This window comes from Streptococcus sp. 1643 (assembly GCF_006228325.1).
Lineage (GTDB): Bacteria > Bacillota > Bacilli > Lactobacillales > Streptococcaceae > Streptococcus.
On sequence record NZ_CP040231.1, the window covers coordinates 1,070,314 to 1,085,077 of the forward strand.

The window sequence follows — 14,764 nt, forward strand, 5'->3', positions numbered from 1 at the left end:
AAATCCATAAAATTTGCCTTTTCATTCATTTTCTGATATAATGGGAAAATATTCGGAAAAGGAGACTAAAAATGAAGAAAAAAATACTAGCATGTTTGCTCATTTTATTTCCCATTTTCTCACTAGGTATGGCAAAAGCTGATACTGTTAAGATTGTGTCTGATACAGCTTACGCACCTTTTGAGTTTAAAGATTCAGATCAAACCTATAAAGGAATTGATGTTGATATTATCAATAAAGTCGCAGAAATCAAAGGGTGGAACATCCAAATGTCTTATCCTGGCTTTGATGCAGCTGTAAATGCGGTGCAGTCAGGTCAAGCAGATGCTATTATGGCAGGTATGACAAAAACAAAAGAACGCGAAAATGTCTTTACCATGTCTGATACCTATTATGATACAAAAGTTGTCATTGCTACCACAAAGGCAAATAAAATCACCAAATATGAGGAACTTAGCGGCAAAACAGTTGGAGTTAAGAACGGAACTGCCGCTCAACGTTTCCTAGAAAGTATCAAAGATAAATACGGTTTCTCTATTAAAACCTTTGATACAGGTGATTTGATGAATAACAGTCTTAGTGCTGGTGCTGTAAATGCCATCATGGATGACAAACCTGTTATTGAGTATGCGATTAACCAAGGACAAGATCTCAGCATCAATATGGATGGTGAGGCTGTTGGAAGCTTTGCCTTTGGTGTCAAAAAAGGGAGCAAGTATGAACACTTGGTTACCGAGTTTAATGAAGCCCTAGCACAAATGAAGAAGGATGGTAGCTTGGAGCAAATCATCCAAAAATGGACAGCTTCTACAACAACGGCAAGCCCAACGACAACTACTGCTGCTGGACAAAAAGCTACTCCAGTGAAAAGCAAGTACATTATTGCCAGTGACTCATCTTTCGCCCCATTCGTCTTTCAAAATTCAAGCAATCAATACACTGGTATTGATATGGACCTCATCAAGGCCATTGCCAAAGATCAAGGTTTTGAAATTGAAATTACCAACCCAGGATTTGACGCAGCCATCAGTGCTGTTCAAGCAGGACAAGCAGATGGTATCATTGCTGGTATGTCTGTAACAGATGCCCGTAAGGAAACCTTCGACTTCTCAGAATCATACTACACAGCAAATACGATTCTCGGTGTGAAAGAATCAAGCACGATAGCTTCTTATGAAGACCTCAAGGATAAAACTGTCGGTGTTAAAAACGGAACTGCTTCCCAAACATTCCTTACTGAAAATCAAAGCAAATACGGCTATAAGATTAAAACCTTCGCAGATGGCGCATCAATGTATGACAGTCTGAATACTGGAGCTATTGATGCTGTGATGGATGATGAGCCAGTTCTCAAATATTCTATCAGCCAAGGGCAAAAATTGAAAACACCAATCGCTGGAACTCCAATCGGTGAAACTGCCTTTGCGGTTAAAAAAGGAACAAACCCTGAATTGATTCAGATGTTCAATAACGGACTTGCAAACCTCAAAGCTAACGGTGAATTCCAAAAGATTCTTGACAAGTATCTAGCTAGCGAATCTTCAACTAACTCTACAAGTACGGTTGACGAAACAACTATCTGGGGCTTGCTTCAAAATAACTACAAACAACTCCTTAGCGGACTTGGAATCACTCTTGCTCTAGCTCTTATCTCATTTGCAATTGCCATTGTCATCGGTATTATCTTCGGTATGTTTAGCGTTAGCCCATACAAATCTCTTCGTCTAATCTCTGAGATTTTCGTTGACGTTATCCGTGGTATTCCCTTGATGATTCTTGCAGCCTTCATCTTCTGGGGTATTCCAAACTTCATCGAGTCGATTACAGGCCAACAAAGTCCAATCAATGACTTTGTAGCTGGTACTATTGCCCTTTCACTCAATGCTGCTGCTTATATCGCTGAAATTGTTCGTGGTGGGATTCAAGCTGTTCCAGTTGGGCAAATGGAGGCCAGCCGCAGTCTTGGTATCTCTTATGGAAAAACCATGCGTAAGATTATCTTGCCACAAGCGACTAAATTGATGTTGCCAAACTTTGTCAACCAATTCGTTATCGCTCTTAAAGATACAACCATTGTATCTGCTATCGGTTTGGTGGAACTTTTCCAAACTGGTAAGATCATCATCGCCCGTAACTACCAAAGTTTCAAGATGTATGCAATCCTTGCTATCTTCTATCTTGTAATTATCACGCTTTTGACTAGACTAGCGAAACGCTTAGAAAAGAGGATTCGTTAATGGCAAAACTAAAAATTGATGTAAATGATTTGCATAAGTACTATGGAAAAAACGAAGTTTTAAAAGGTATTACTACTAAGTTTTATGAAGGAGATGTTGTTTGTATCATCGGTCCTTCTGGTTCTGGTAAATCCACATTCCTCCGTAGCCTTAACCTCCTCGAGGAGGTAACGAGTGGCCACATCACAGTAAATGGTTACGATCTGACTGAAAAATCAACCAATGTCGACCATGTTCGTGAAAACGTGGGAATGGTCTTCCAACATTTCAACCTCTTCCCTCACATGTCAGTCCTAGAAAATATCACTTTTGCACCTATTGAACACAAACGGATGACCAAAGAAGAAGCTGAAAAATTGGGGATGGAGTTGCTTGAAAAGGTTGGACTAGCAGATAAAGCTAATGCCAACCCAGATAGCCTTTCAGGCGGTCAGAAACAGCGTGTAGCTATCGCTCGTGGACTTGCCATGAATCCTGATATCATGCTCTTTGATGAGCCAACTTCCGCTCTGGACCCTGAAATGGTTGGAGATGTACTGAATGTCATGAAGGAATTGGCGGAACAAGGTATGACCATGATTATCGTAACCCATGAGATGGGATTTGCTCGCCAGGTAGCCAACCGTGTTATCTTTACGGCTGATGGTGAATTCCTAGAAGATGGGACACCAGATCAAATCTTTGATAACCCGCAACACCCTCGTCTAAAAGAGTTCTTGGACAAGGTCTTAAATGTATAAAACAAAACTGTAAGGTTCTCCTTACAGTTTTTTAATTACGTATTGGATTTTTTGTTTTTTTTGAAAATTATGATAAAATAAAAACTATGATAATGAGGAAATCTCATCCCTAGTCCAACTAGGAAAAAATATAGAAATTAGGTAGCTAGATGTCATCAAAGGTTATTGTTACAATTTTCGGTGCGAGTGGAGATTTAGCTAAACGCAAACTCTACCCTTCCCTTTTCAGACTCTATAAATCAGGCAATCTCTCTGAGCATTTTGCTGTTATCGGAACAGCTCGTAGACCTTGGAGTAAGGAATATTTTGAATCTGTAGTTGTCGAATCCATCCTTGATTTGGCAGATAGTACCGAGCAAGCCCAAGAATTCGCTAGCCACTTCTACTATCAAAGCCATGATGTGAATGATACGGAACATTATATTGCTTTGCGCCAATTACAAGCTGAGCTCAACGAAAAATATCAAGCTGAACACAATAAGCTCTTCTTCTTGTCTATGGCACCTCAGTTCTTCGGAACCATTGCCAAGCACCTCAAATCTGAAAACATTGTCGATGGTAAAGGTTTTGAGCGCTTGATCGTTGAGAAACCATTTGGTACAGACTACGAAACAGCGAGCAAGCTCAATGAAGATCTCCTTGCGGCCTTTGATGAGGAGCAAATCTACCGAATCGACCATTACCTAGGTAAAGAGATGATTCAGAGTATCTTTGCTGTTCGTTTTGCCAACATGATCTTTGAGAATGTTTGGAATCGCGAACACATCGATAATGTTCAGATTACCTTTGCGGAACGTTTGGGTGTTGAAGAACGCGGTGGCTACTATGATCAATCTGGTGCCCTTCGTGATATGGTGCAAAACCATACACTTCAACTCCTCTCTCTTCTAGCCATGGACAAACCTGCCAGCTTTACAAAAGATGAGATTCGCGCTGAAAAGATAAAGGTCTTTAAAAACCTCTATCATCCAACTGAGGAAGAACTGAAAGAACAGTTTATCCGTGGTCAGTACCGCTCTGGTAAAATCGATGGCATGAAATACATTTCCTATCGAAGCGAGCCAAATGTCGATCCTGAATCTACAACAGAAACCTTTGCATCTGGCGCCTTCTTTGTAGACAGCGATCGTTTCCGTGGTGTTCCCTTCTTCTTCCGTACTGGTAAACGCCTGACAGAAAAAGGCACTCATGTCAATATCGTCTTTAAGCAAATGGACTCTATCTTTGGAGAACCATTAGCGCCAAATATCTTGACCATCTATATTCAACCAACTGAAGGCTTCTCTCTCAGCCTAAATGGGAAGCAAGTCGGTGAAGAATTTAACCTAGCACCAAGCTCTCTGGATTACCGTACAGATGCTACTGCTACTGGAGCCTCACCAGATCCATACGAGAAATTAATCTACGATGTCTTGAACAACAACTCAACCAATTTTAGCCACTGGGATGAGGTAAGTGCTTCTTGGAAATTGATTGACCGTATCGAAAAGCTCTGGGCTGAAAACGGTGCTCCACTCTACGATTATAAAGCTGGAAGCATGGGGCCACAAGCTAGCTTTGACTTACTTGAAAAGTATGGAGCCAAATGGACCTGGCAACCAGATATCGCCTATCGTGAAGATGGCCGTTTGGAATAGCAAAAATATCCTGCAAGATTAACTTGCAGGATATTTATTTTGTATTAAATCAAGCCTTCTAAGAGACCCTTCATAAAGCTTTCTGAGTTAAATTCCCCGATATCGTCAATTTTTTCACCGAAACCAATCAATTTTACAGGGATATTAAGTTCTTCGCGGATAGCCAGAACAACACCACCGCGAGCAGTTCCGTCAATTTTTGTCAAAACAATACCAGTCAATGGTGTTATCTTCGAAAATTCCTTAGCTTGTACCAAGGCGTTCTGTCCAGTTGAAGCATCGAGTGCCAGGAAAGTTTCATGAGGTGCTTCAGGAACGACACGTTTGATAATGCGACCAATCTTTTCCAACTCGGCCATAAGGTTGTCCTTGTTTTGCAAACGACCTGCTGTATCAATCATGAGAATATCAATCCCTTCGGCTACGGCGCGTTCCATCCCATCAAAGACCACACTAGCAGGGTCAGCCTTTTCTGGTCCCGTCACAACAGGAACATCCACACGTCGACCCCATTCAGCTAGCTGGGCAACGGCACCCGCACGGAAGGTATCTGCCGCAACCAGCATGACTTTCTTGCCAGCTTGTTTGTAGCGATGAGCCAATTTCCCGATAGAAGTTGTCTTCCCAACACCATTAACTCCAACAAAGAGCATAACTGTCAAACCATCTTGGAAGTGGATTTGTTCATCGTAGTTGCCATCCTTCTCATAAAGTTCAACCAATTTCTCGATAATAACACGACGAAGTGCGTCAGGCTTCTTAGCGTTTTCGAGTTTAGCTTCATAGCGTAGTTCTTCTGTTAAGTTTGAAGCGACTTGCACACCGACGTCGCTCATGATGAGCAGTTCTTCCAATTCCTCGAAGAATTCTTCATCGACAGAACGGAAGTTGGCAAAGAAGGCATTCAAACGAGCTCCGAATCCCGTACGGGTTTTCTTTAGACTGCGGTCATATTTTTCCTGCACGTTTTCTTCAACCTGAGGAAGTTCTTCTTCAACTACTTCTGACGCTAGTTCTTCTTCAGTTTCTTGGTTCTCTTCTTCTAAAACTTCTTCCGGCTCTTGGAATTGTTCCAATTCATCAGCTTCTAGCTCAGGCTCCTCTTGGTCTGTTTCCTCGACTGCTTCTGGTTCAATAACTTCTTCTGTCAAGATCTGAGGAATTTCTTCTTGAGCAAGAGTTTCTTCCACTTTGTCTCTTGTTGTTTCTTCCTGAGAAGTTTCTTCGACTGACGTTTGGTTTTCTTCAACCTCTTCTGACAAATCAAGATTTTCCAGTGCTTCTTTTACAATATCTTCGATTTTCGGCTCTTCTTTTTTTCCGAATAGACGGTCAAATAATCCCATATTCTAGTTCTCCTTTAGCACGTATTCTTCGATAGCCCAGGCAACGGCTTCCTCGTCGTTGGTCATCGGGGTAATGACATTGGCAACTTCCTTAACCGCTGGAACAGCATTTTGCATGGCAACTCCCAGACCTGCCCACTCAATCATGGAAAGGTCATTGGCCTCGTCCCCACAAGCCATGACTTGACTTTGGTCGATTCCTAAGTGTTTAATTAATTTCGCTAAACCTGTTGCCTTGTGGACGTTTTTCGGCGACCATTCCAATAAGAGTTCACGCGATTTGAAGATTTCGTATTGGTCAAACAATTCAGGAGAAATCTGTTGAATCGCTGCATCCAAGGGTTCTTGGGCAAAGGCAGTCACACATTTATTATACGTCATCTGACTAGATAGTTCTTCAAAAGCGACTGGCACAAAAGTCAAGGCTGGGTTGAACTTAGCATAGAGACTTTCTTGGTCTGATTGGATTTGATAGACTGTTCCTTCTGAAATGGCATCTAACGGCAACCCTAGTTTTTCAGTTTCCTCGTACAAGCGTGCCACATCGTCGATTGAAAAGACGGTTTTATCGAGAATCTCTCCTGTATTTTTCTGTACCAGACCACCATTAAAGGTGATGGTGTACTCATCCTCTTGACCATCAGTACCCAGCTCATGGAGAAAGAAATCCATAGCCTTCAGAGGACGTCCCGTTGTCAGTACAACTTTGATGCCACGATCACGCGCAACTTTGAGGACCGCCTTGGTACGATCTGTTAGCTTCTTATCCGTTGTCAGCAAGGTGCCATCCAAGTCCAATGCAATCAATTTAATATCTGCCATTACAAACCCTCCATATAAGCCATCACTGATTGGTCCTTATGGTGGCCAATCACTGCTTCTGCTAATTCTAAAATCTCTGGTCGCGCATTTTCAGGAGCGATGGGGTGTCCAACAACCTGCATCATGTGAAGGTCATTAAGATTATCACCAAAAGCCATGACCTGATCCATGGTCAGACCAAGTTTTTTTGCCAGCTCAACAATAGCCACACCCTTATCAACGTAGTCCAAGACAATATCGATGGATTCAAAACCTGTTGTCATAGCTTTTACACCAGGAACATTTTCGTTGACCCAGGCCTCTCCAGCTTCTATCGTTTCTTCTGTGAAGTTGGTGGTGAATTTAAAAATCTCATCTGTGATATCTTCCAAACTCGCTACTTTTTGAATATTTTCATTGTAGTGACGGCTAAACATGAGATAGGTCTCATCCACTGTATCTAATACGTAGCAAGCTTTTTTCCCAGTCAAGAGCATTTTACTTTCATCAAAATAGGGCGATTTCTTTAAAGCTTCAAAAGTGCTTAAGTAAAAATCCCGAGACATAGTAGCCTCGTACATATTCTCACCATGAAACTCAACATAGCTCCCATTTTCAGCTATAAAAATCACTTCATCACGCACATCCGCAAATAGCTTTTTAAGGGACAAGATACCACGACCCGAAGCCACAGCAAAATAAATCCCCTTTTCCTTGTAGGAAACAAGTACGTTTTTGAGGCGTTCCATATCAAACCGACCCTCTCCATCTAGAAAGGTTCCATCCATATCGGTTGCTATAAGTTTAATCATAAAATCCTTCATTCTCCAATTGATAAATCTATCTTCTATTATACCATAGATAAGTTTAAAAAGGTCCAGTACAGTAGGATAGCACTACTTTTTCGGAGAAACTTCAAAGGGCATAAAAATTAGAATAGTAGAACTTTTTTCAGATAGTTTAAAAAGTTTGTATTCCCCTACCCTTTTCTCTATAATGGAGAGAAAGGAGATGACTATGACAGAAATAAAACATGAAATTGATGCTAACTTTACAGGCCGACTCAATATCCTACGCGCAGGTGTTCTAGGAGCCAATGATGGAATTATTTCCATTGCTGGAGTCGTTATCGGTGTTGCCAGTGCGACAAGCAATATCTGGATTATCTTTTTATCAGGATTAGCCGCTATCCTCGCTGGTGCTTTTTCTATGGCCGGTGGCGAATATGTCTCTGTATCCACTCAGAAAGACACGGAAGAAGCCGCTGTTGCCCGAGAACAATTACTCTTGGATAAAGACATCGAATCTGCAAAACAATCCCTCTATGCTGCTTACCTTCAAAATGGTGAGTGTGAAACGTCCGCACAACTTTTGACCAACAAGGCCTTTTTAAAAAATCCACTCAAAGCCCTGGTTGAGGAAAAATACGGTATCGAGTACGAAGAATTTACCAATCCTTGGCATGCTGCTATCTCTAGCTTTATCGCCTTTGTACTGGGAAGTCTTCCTCCTATGCTTTCAATCACTGTCTTTCCAAGTGACTATCGCATTCCTGCTACTGTTTTTATCGTTGCCCTTTCCCTTCTCGTCACTGGCTATACCAGTGCTAAACTAGGCAAGGCACCTACGAAAACAGCTATGATCCGTAATCTTTGTATCGGACTTCTCACCATGGGAGTGACTTACCTGTTTGGACAACTCTTCAGCATTTAAGATAAAAGAAATACCTCGATAAATATCGAGGTATCTTTTTTACATTTGCACAATCTTGCGATAGCTTCTTGAGGTAATCATAAAGATTAAGACATAGACGATGAGGAAGATAGCACAGATGGATAAAGTGACAGTCAACATCATGGTCGCATCTAGCACCCCAATGACTTTTAGGATGAGGCTAAGCATATGATAGGCAAAGGCAAGGTGTAGGAAGGCAAAGAGCAATGGGAGGAAGAAAACAGTTAGGACCTGTTTATTGATGGTTTGCTTGATTTGCTTTTGATCGAGACCGACTTTTTGCAAAATGATAAAGCGTTCGCGATCTTCGTATCCTTCAGAGATTTGTTTGTAGTAGATAACAAGAACTGTTCCCACCATAAAGATGATAGAGAGGAAGATACCGATGAAGAAAACTCCACCAAAGAGAGCACTCATCTGCGCACTACTATCAGCCAGATTGCTTCCGTAAACATAGCTTCCTTCTTTGTTTATTTCTCTATTAAAGTTGTTGACGAATTTTGAATAGTCATCTGCAATTTTAAGCTGCTCTTCCTCACTAGCCGTTACATTCATACCACCATAGTATTGATTAAAGATGGAAGAATTAGGATGCTGTTCTAGAAAGGCTTGTAAGTCAGGAACAACCAAATAGTTATAGTCCGAAGTTAGAATATTGTACTGATTTGGGACATGTTCAAGAATAAAATCTTTTTTGATTTCTTCTTTGATCGTGTAGGTCTGGTCATTCAGAGTCAGTTCTTTCTGCCCTTGAAGTTGCTTATTTTGAGCAAACAATCCAACTTCCTTACCTGAAAGTCCAAGTTTTTGCCCCGTCATATTCTCGTAGTCTTTTTGGTCAAAGACCATAAAAATAGTTTTCGGTTGAACACGATTTTGACCTTTCTCAAAAATTGTTAATTTCGTACCTTCTTGATTTGCCACACCAAAGTTACTGTATGTAAGGACTTCTTTCTTTGTGACAGTCAATCCTTTTTCACTAGCATACTTGTTCAAGAGTTTTTCGATGTCTTCTTTTTCAACATTCTGTCCTGTAATCCCAAAATCATGTGGATTCATGACCTTCTTAAAGTTTTCTGATGCCTTAAAGATACTCGTTGCTGCTGACATGGTTACCAAGACCATGGTTGAAAGGATGGCAATAGTCGCCAAACCAACCGCATTTTTCTTCATACGGAAGATAAGATTGGATACGGAAATCATGTTGTTGGGTTGGTAATAGTAAGTCTTGTTTTTCTTCAAGATTTGTAAGAAAACTGTAATCCCTGCATTGAAGAGAAGATAAGTTCCCAAAATTACTAACAAAACTGCTACGAAGAAAATCAGAACAGCAGAAAGTGGGTTTTCGACTGTTACTGCTAGATAGTAACCCGCTCCCAAACTAATCAGACCTAGAATGGTTTGGACACCTAAGAAACGTCCTTTTTTCTCACCACTGGCTTTTTCACGAGAGAGCTGAAGGGCATTCATGCGTCCGATGCGAAAGGCATTGATAAAAATTAGACCTAGGAAGATAGCTCCAAAAACGATGAGAACTAGGATAAAGACAATTGGTTGGAAAGTCGAAACGAGCTCCACTTTCATTTTCATCAGCTTCAGAAGAAGGGCGAAGATTAGCTTATCAAAGAGAGATCCTAGACCGAGACCAGCTGTCAAGGTTAAGGAACCAAAAATAAGAAGCTCCTTAAAAACCATACTGATTAAATGGCGCTTTTCGAGACCCAGCATACCATATACACCCAGCTCCTTGGAGCGGTTCTTCATGACAAAACTATTAGCATAAAGGACAATAATTCCAGAAGCGATAGTAACAACCACCATACCGAGAGCAAGGGTCATAGAGATAGTTTCTCCCCCTCGAATCTTACCAATGTTAGGATTAAGTGACAAAGAGTAAAAAAGATAGGTAATGGTCACTGCTAAGAGAACAGCAAGGGCAAAGGGATAGTAGAGTTTGCGGTTTTTAATCAAGTTGGATACCGCTAACTTATTAGTCAATCGGAACATACTAATTCACCTCGCTTGCCATAACAGTCAAAGTATCAGAGATTTCTTGGAACATCTGACGCTCTGTCTTGTCTCCACGGTAGATTTGGTTGTAAAGAATTCCGTCCTTGATAAAGAGAACGCGCTTGGCCCTGCTGGCTGCTGCCGTTGAGTGAGTTACCATGAGAATGGTTTGACCGCGTTCATTGATTTCATCAAATACATCGAGTAAGGCTGCAGATGACTTGGAATCAAGAGCTCCTGTTGGCTCATCCGCAAGAAGAATTTCAGGTTCAGTGATGATGGCGCGTGCTACTGCTACCCGCTGTTTTTGACCTCCTGAGATCTCGTAAGGGTACTTCTCTTGCAGTTGGTTGATGCCCAAATTTTCAGCGGTTACTACCAATTTCTTCATCATCTCTGTGATAGGTTTTCGTGACAACACTAACGGAAGCAAGATATTGTCCTTAACAGACAAGGTATCTAGCAGATTAAAGTCTTGGAAGACAAATCCCAACTTCTCACGACGAAAACTCGAAGCCTGTGAATTTTTAATAGTGGCTGTGTCGGTTCCATTCAGGTAAACCTGCCCGCGAGTTGGCTTATCCAGCATAGCTAGAATGTTGAGCAGGGTTGACTTTCCTGAACCAGACTCACCCATGATGGCAACGTAGTCACCCTTCTCTACAGTAAAGTGAATATCTTTGAGTGCTTCTACTTGGTTGCCTTGGAAACGTGTTTTATAGATTTTTTGAACGTGTTTTACATCTAAAAGTGTCATGATTTTCTCCTTCTTAATATCCCATCAATTGAAACTGTGCTTGCATCATAGCGCATCCCAGTTGAACACGCTCGATATCTTTTTGACTTGGTTTTCTTGTTTTCTTTTGTAAAATTCTTTTCATGGTTTTGCTCCTTTGTTCTTTATGAGTCTAGTTTATCGCAAAAAAAAGTAGCCTGCCATAACCTAACCTTACAAAAGAGACTTTAATCTTACATTTTTGTAAGATTGAAGAATATCAAGCAATTTCGCTATCAATATTTTACCATAAAAGAAAGGCAAGAAGAAAACCCTTGCGGATGCAAGGGTTAAAAGTTATTCATCTTTTTGATCTCGTCTAGAAATGATGAATTTATCAATGAAGAGAAAATGAAAAAGAAACAAAGGAATTGCTAAAAGACAACCTTCTTCTGAAAAATCCTGTTTCGTTAAGTGGTATAAGTAATTATTAGTTGATAGAAAACTAGTAATCAAAATAAATAGAATCCAGAACACGTCCGTCCATTTATAGTTTTTAAAGTATTTCCTAAGCATGCTACTGCTTTCTTTTCTCTTGTAGTATCGTTGCAAAACTTTTGTTACCGTAGATTTACTCACCAAAACCAGCCATCATTGTCATCAATGGCTTCGGCTTCCTTGCGTTTGCGTGGTCCTGTTCCGTACATTTCGGCTTCGATTTCTTCCTTAGTTGGCAGGATAGAGGCAAGGATGATGTATATTATCACACCAATTCCAAAATTTGCTACGGTAAAAATGGCGAAGAGAAAGCGGACTAGGGTTACATCAAAATTCCACTTGTCTGATAGCCCAGCTAAAACTCCTGACACCATACGATTTCGTCTCATTTTATAAAATTTTGTATTCATGATTGTTTCCTCTTTCGGTATTCTTACAAGTAGTATAGCATGAAACAGGTTCACAAACATCAGTCCTTAGGCCGATTTAAGATGACGAGTTTGCCACGGCAGACGCCACAGCGATAGCGTTTTGTATCAACCTTCCTCTTGCGTTGATAGCGTTGCTGGCAGTATTGGCACTGATAGACCAGGAAATTACTTTGGTCTTTCAAATGGGGAACAAAGCGCAGTCCATCCACTTCTTTCAAAAGTTCTTTAAAATCTCGGTCCTTATGTCGATAACCCTTTTTCTGAAAATAAAGGTGATAGTGACAGAGTTCATGGCGCACGATTTTGCGAAAGACTTCCAAACCTAGTTCATTATAAACCTTGGGATTAAAGTCCAAATGCCCATCCTTGGGGAAAAATCGTCCACCTGTCGTTCGCAGACGAGAATTCCACTGGGCTTGGTGGGTAAAAGGTCTACCAAAGTCTTCGAGGGAAACAGACTGAACGTACTCAGTCAGTTTCATCTGGAGCTAAGAGCGACAGATTGACTTTTTCACGTTCGGTATCGATTTTCTTGACCCAAACCGTTACCAAATCTCCGACTGATACCACTTGGCTGGGATGTTTGATAAATTTACGACTCATATGGGAAATATGAATCAAGCCGTCTTCGTGAATCCCGATATCAACGAAGGCACCGAAATCAACGACATTACGCACCACACCTTCCAGCTTCTGGCCGACTTTTAAGTCTTTGATATCCAAGACATCTTGGCGGAGTACAGGTGCGTCAAAAGAATCACGGAAATCTCGACCTAGTTTGAGAAGGTCGGCAATGATATCTTTAAGCGTTTCTGGGCCAAGACCCAGTTCTCGCGCCATCTCCTTGACTGAAAGGGACTTAAGCTTATTTTGTGCTTCTTCATTCAAGTCCTTGATATCCAAGCGTTTGAAGAGCTCCTTAACCGCAGCATAGTTTTCTGGGTGAACTCCTGTATTATCAAGAATATTGCTACTTTCCGGGATACGGAGGAAACCTGCAGCCTGCTCAAAGGCTTTGGCACCGAGACGAGGAACCTTTTTGATTTGTGCGCGTGAAGTGATTTTTCCTTCTTCCTCACGGTATTTGACAATATTTTCAGAGATGGTTTTATTGAGTCCAGCCACATGGGAAAGAAGAGCTGGGCTAGCAGTATTGACATTGACGCCGACTTGGTTAACTACGGTATCGACGACAAAGTCCAGACTTTCAGACAGTTTCTTCTGACTGACATCGTGCTGGTATTGCCCGACACCGATTGACTTGGGATCGATTTTAACCAATTCAGCAAGCGGATCTTGCAAACGACGGGCGATTGAAATAGCCGAACGTTTTTCAACGGTTAATTCTGGAAATTCCTGACGAGCAAGTTCACTGGCAGAGTAGACCGAAGCGCCACTTTCATTGACGATGACATAGCTGACCTCAGGAAAATCTTTCAGAACTTCCGCTACAAAGGCTTCACTTTCCCGACTGGCCGTCCCATTTCCGATAGCAATAATTTCCACACCGTATTGACCAATCAAGTCCGACAAATCTTTCTTGGCTTCTTCAATTTGACGAGCTGATGCTGGTTTTACTGGATAAATGACTTGAGTCGTCAGCATTTTTCCTGTTGCATCTACGACAGCAAGCTTGGCACCTGTACGAAAGGCAGGGTCAAATCCTAAAACCACGCGCCCTTTCAGTGGAGCAACCAAGAGGAGATTACGCAGGTTGTCTGAAAAGAGTTGGATAGCTCCTTCTTCTGCTTTCTCAGTTAATTCTGTCCGAATGCGTCGTTCGATAGCAGGTAAGACCTTTTTCTTAACTGACTGTTGGACAACTTCATCTATATAGGCATTTTTGACTTTGAAACGAGCAGCAAAGAAGGCAAGAATACGGTCCGTCGCATGTTCAAAACCGACCTTCAAGACACCAAGTTTCTCCCCGCGATTGAGGGCCAAGGTACGATAGCCCTGCATGTTGCCAACAGTCTCTGAGAATTCGTAATAAATCTGAAAAACTTGTTTTTCATCAAGACTTTCATCTTTGACTTGCGAAGTGATTTTAGAGTGTCTCAGCACTTCCTGATAGGTCATAGCACGTAGATTGACATCTTCAGATAGGGCTTCTACCAAGATATCAACTGCACCAGCCAAAGCTTCTTGACCAGTCGCAAATCCTTCACAGAAAAACTTCTCAGCTTCTTTCTCTAAGCCAGTTACATTTTGCAAAATCAAGCGAGCAAGAGGAAAGAGTCCAGCTTCTCGGGCAATAGTTGCCTTGGTTCGACGTTTTTCCTTATAAGGAAGATAGAGTTCTTCAACGTCTGCTAATTTTTCAGCTGCCAAAATAGCTTCTTCCAATTCCTTGGTTAGTTTGCCTTGTTCTTGTATCTTAGCTAAGACAGCTTCTTTACGGTCGTTGAGATTTGTCAGACTTTTATCCAAGTCGATAATGGCCTTAATCGCCACCTCATCCAGACTACCAGTCATGTCCTTTCGATATCGCGCGATGAAGGGAATTGTCGCCCCCTCAGCCGTCAAACTTAGAACAGTATCGATTTGCTTTAAGGTTACTCCCAAATCTTGGGAAATTTTTTCATATTTTTTATCCATAAACCTATTATACCATA

12 protein-coding genes are annotated in these 14,764 nt (G+C 41.4%); 4 read left to right on the forward strand and 8 right to left on the reverse strand.

The genetic code is table 11. The features are described from left to right. Positions 1-71: 71 nt before the first annotated feature. The 3 genes from FD735_RS05685 (at position 72) to zwf (ending at position 4,614) form a co-directional block, all read left to right on the forward strand. A complete protein-coding gene (locus FD735_RS05685) occupies positions 72-2,237 on the forward strand; it encodes an ABC transporter substrate-binding protein/permease (RefSeq protein WP_139658707.1) in 2,166 nt (721 codons plus the stop codon). Then, positions 2,237-2,977: an amino acid ABC transporter ATP-binding protein gene (locus FD735_RS05690; protein WP_001096337.1), complete on the forward strand. Its 741-nt coding sequence runs from the start codon at positions 2,237-2,239 to the stop codon at positions 2,975-2,977. The genes FD735_RS05685 and FD735_RS05690 overlap by 1 nt, the downstream gene beginning before the upstream one ends. 149 nt (positions 2,978-3,126) lie before the next feature. Beyond that, positions 3,127-4,614, forward strand: coding sequence for a glucose-6-phosphate dehydrogenase (gene zwf / locus FD735_RS05695; RefSeq protein ID WP_084878362.1), 1,488 nt, complete (start codon positions 3,127-3,129; stop codon positions 4,612-4,614). Positions 4,615-4,658: 44 nt separating this feature from the next. Here the strand turns inward: zwf and ftsY are convergent, their stop codons facing one another. Genes ftsY through FD735_RS05710 form a run of 3 tightly spaced genes read right to left on the reverse strand, consistent with a single transcriptional unit; the run spans position 4,659 to position 7,573 of the window. Beyond that, positions 4,659-5,960, reverse strand: a complete 1,302-nt coding sequence (ftsY, locus tag FD735_RS05700) for a signal recognition particle-docking protein FtsY (RefSeq protein ID WP_139658708.1) — start codon at positions 5,958-5,960, stop codon at positions 4,659-4,661. A gap of 3 nt (positions 5,961-5,963) precedes the next feature. Continuing rightward, on the reverse strand, positions 5,964-6,782 hold the full coding sequence (locus tag FD735_RS05705; RefSeq protein ID WP_139658709.1) for a Cof-type HAD-IIB family hydrolase: 819 nt from the start codon (positions 6,780-6,782) through the stop codon (positions 5,964-5,966). Next, on the reverse strand, positions 6,782-7,573 hold the full coding sequence (locus FD735_RS05710; protein WP_139658710.1) for a Cof-type HAD-IIB family hydrolase: 792 nt from the start codon (positions 7,571-7,573) through the stop codon (positions 6,782-6,784). Before FD735_RS05710 ends, FD735_RS05705 begins: the two co-directional genes overlap by 1 nt. 205 nt (positions 7,574-7,778) lie before the next feature. Here FD735_RS05710 and FD735_RS05715 point away from each other — a divergent pair, with 205 nt between their 5' ends. Further along, positions 7,779-8,474 carry a VIT family protein gene (locus FD735_RS05715; RefSeq protein ID WP_084918319.1) on the forward strand — a complete coding sequence of 232 codons (696 nt, stop codon included), beginning with the start codon at positions 7,779-7,781 and terminating at the stop codon, positions 8,472-8,474. A gap of 39 nt (positions 8,475-8,513) precedes the next feature. On the opposite strand, the gene FD735_RS05720 is transcribed toward FD735_RS05715, so the two are convergent. From FD735_RS05720 to FD735_RS05745, 5 genes are all read right to left on the reverse strand, one after another. Beyond that, positions 8,514-10,502, reverse strand: a complete 1,989-nt coding sequence (locus FD735_RS05720; protein ID WP_139658711.1) for an FtsX-like permease family protein — start codon at positions 10,500-10,502, stop codon at positions 8,514-8,516. Position 10,503: 1 nt separating this feature from the next. Continuing rightward, on the reverse strand, positions 10,504-11,262 hold the full coding sequence (locus FD735_RS05725) for an ABC transporter ATP-binding protein (protein WP_000173369.1): 759 nt from the start codon (positions 11,260-11,262) through the stop codon (positions 10,504-10,506). Positions 11,263-11,855: 593 nt separating this feature from the next. Beyond that, entirely contained in the window at positions 11,856-12,128 is a 273-nt protein-coding gene (locus FD735_RS05735; protein ID WP_139658712.1) for a PspC domain-containing protein, read from the reverse strand. Between the two features lie 59 nt (positions 12,129-12,187). Next, a complete protein-coding gene (locus FD735_RS05740) occupies positions 12,188-12,631 on the reverse strand; it encodes a SprT family protein (protein ID WP_000778611.1) in 444 nt (147 codons plus the stop codon). Next, positions 12,618-14,747 (reverse strand): Tex family protein, encoded by a 2,130-nt coding sequence (locus FD735_RS05745; protein WP_139658713.1) that lies wholly within the window; start codon positions 14,745-14,747, stop codon positions 12,618-12,620. Before FD735_RS05745 ends, FD735_RS05740 begins: the two co-directional genes overlap by 14 nt. Positions 14,748-14,764 lie beyond the last annotated feature (17 nt).

Coding starts and splice junctions, on each gene's coding strand:
- FD735_RS05685 (WP_139658707.1), top strand. CDS start 72: ATGAAGAAAAAAATACTAGCATGTTTGCTCATTTTATTTCCCATTTTC.
- FD735_RS05690 (WP_001096337.1), top strand. CDS start 2,237: ATGGCAAAACTAAAAATTGATGTAAATGATTTGCATAAGTACTATGGA.
- zwf (WP_084878362.1), top strand. CDS start 3,127: ATGTCATCAAAGGTTATTGTTACAATTTTCGGTGCGAGTGGAGATTTA.
- ftsY (WP_139658708.1), bottom strand. CDS start 5,960: ATGGGATTATTTGACCGTCTATTCGGAAAAAAAGAAGAGCCGAAAATC.
- FD735_RS05705 (WP_139658709.1), bottom strand. CDS start 6,782: ATGGCAGATATTAAATTGATTGCATTGGACTTGGATGGCACCTTGCTG.
- FD735_RS05710 (WP_139658710.1), bottom strand. CDS start 7,573: ATGATTAAACTTATAGCAACCGATATGGATGGAACCTTTCTAGATGGA.
- FD735_RS05715 (WP_084918319.1), top strand. CDS start 7,779: ATGACAGAAATAAAACATGAAATTGATGCTAACTTTACAGGCCGACTC.
- FD735_RS05720 (WP_139658711.1), bottom strand. CDS start 10,502: ATGTTCCGATTGACTAATAAGTTAGCGGTATCCAACTTGATTAAAAAC.
- FD735_RS05725 (WP_000173369.1), bottom strand. CDS start 11,262: ATGACACTTTTAGATGTAAAACACGTTCAAAAAATCTATAAAACACGT.
- FD735_RS05735 (WP_139658712.1), bottom strand. CDS start 12,128: ATGAATACAAAATTTTATAAAATGAGACGAAATCGTATGGTGTCAGGA.
- FD735_RS05740 (WP_000778611.1), bottom strand. CDS start 12,631: ATGAAACTGACTGAGTACGTTCAGTCTGTTTCCCTCGAAGACTTTGGT.
- FD735_RS05745 (WP_139658713.1), bottom strand. CDS start 14,747: ATGGATAAAAAATATGAAAAAATTTCCCAAGATTTGGGAGTAACCTTA.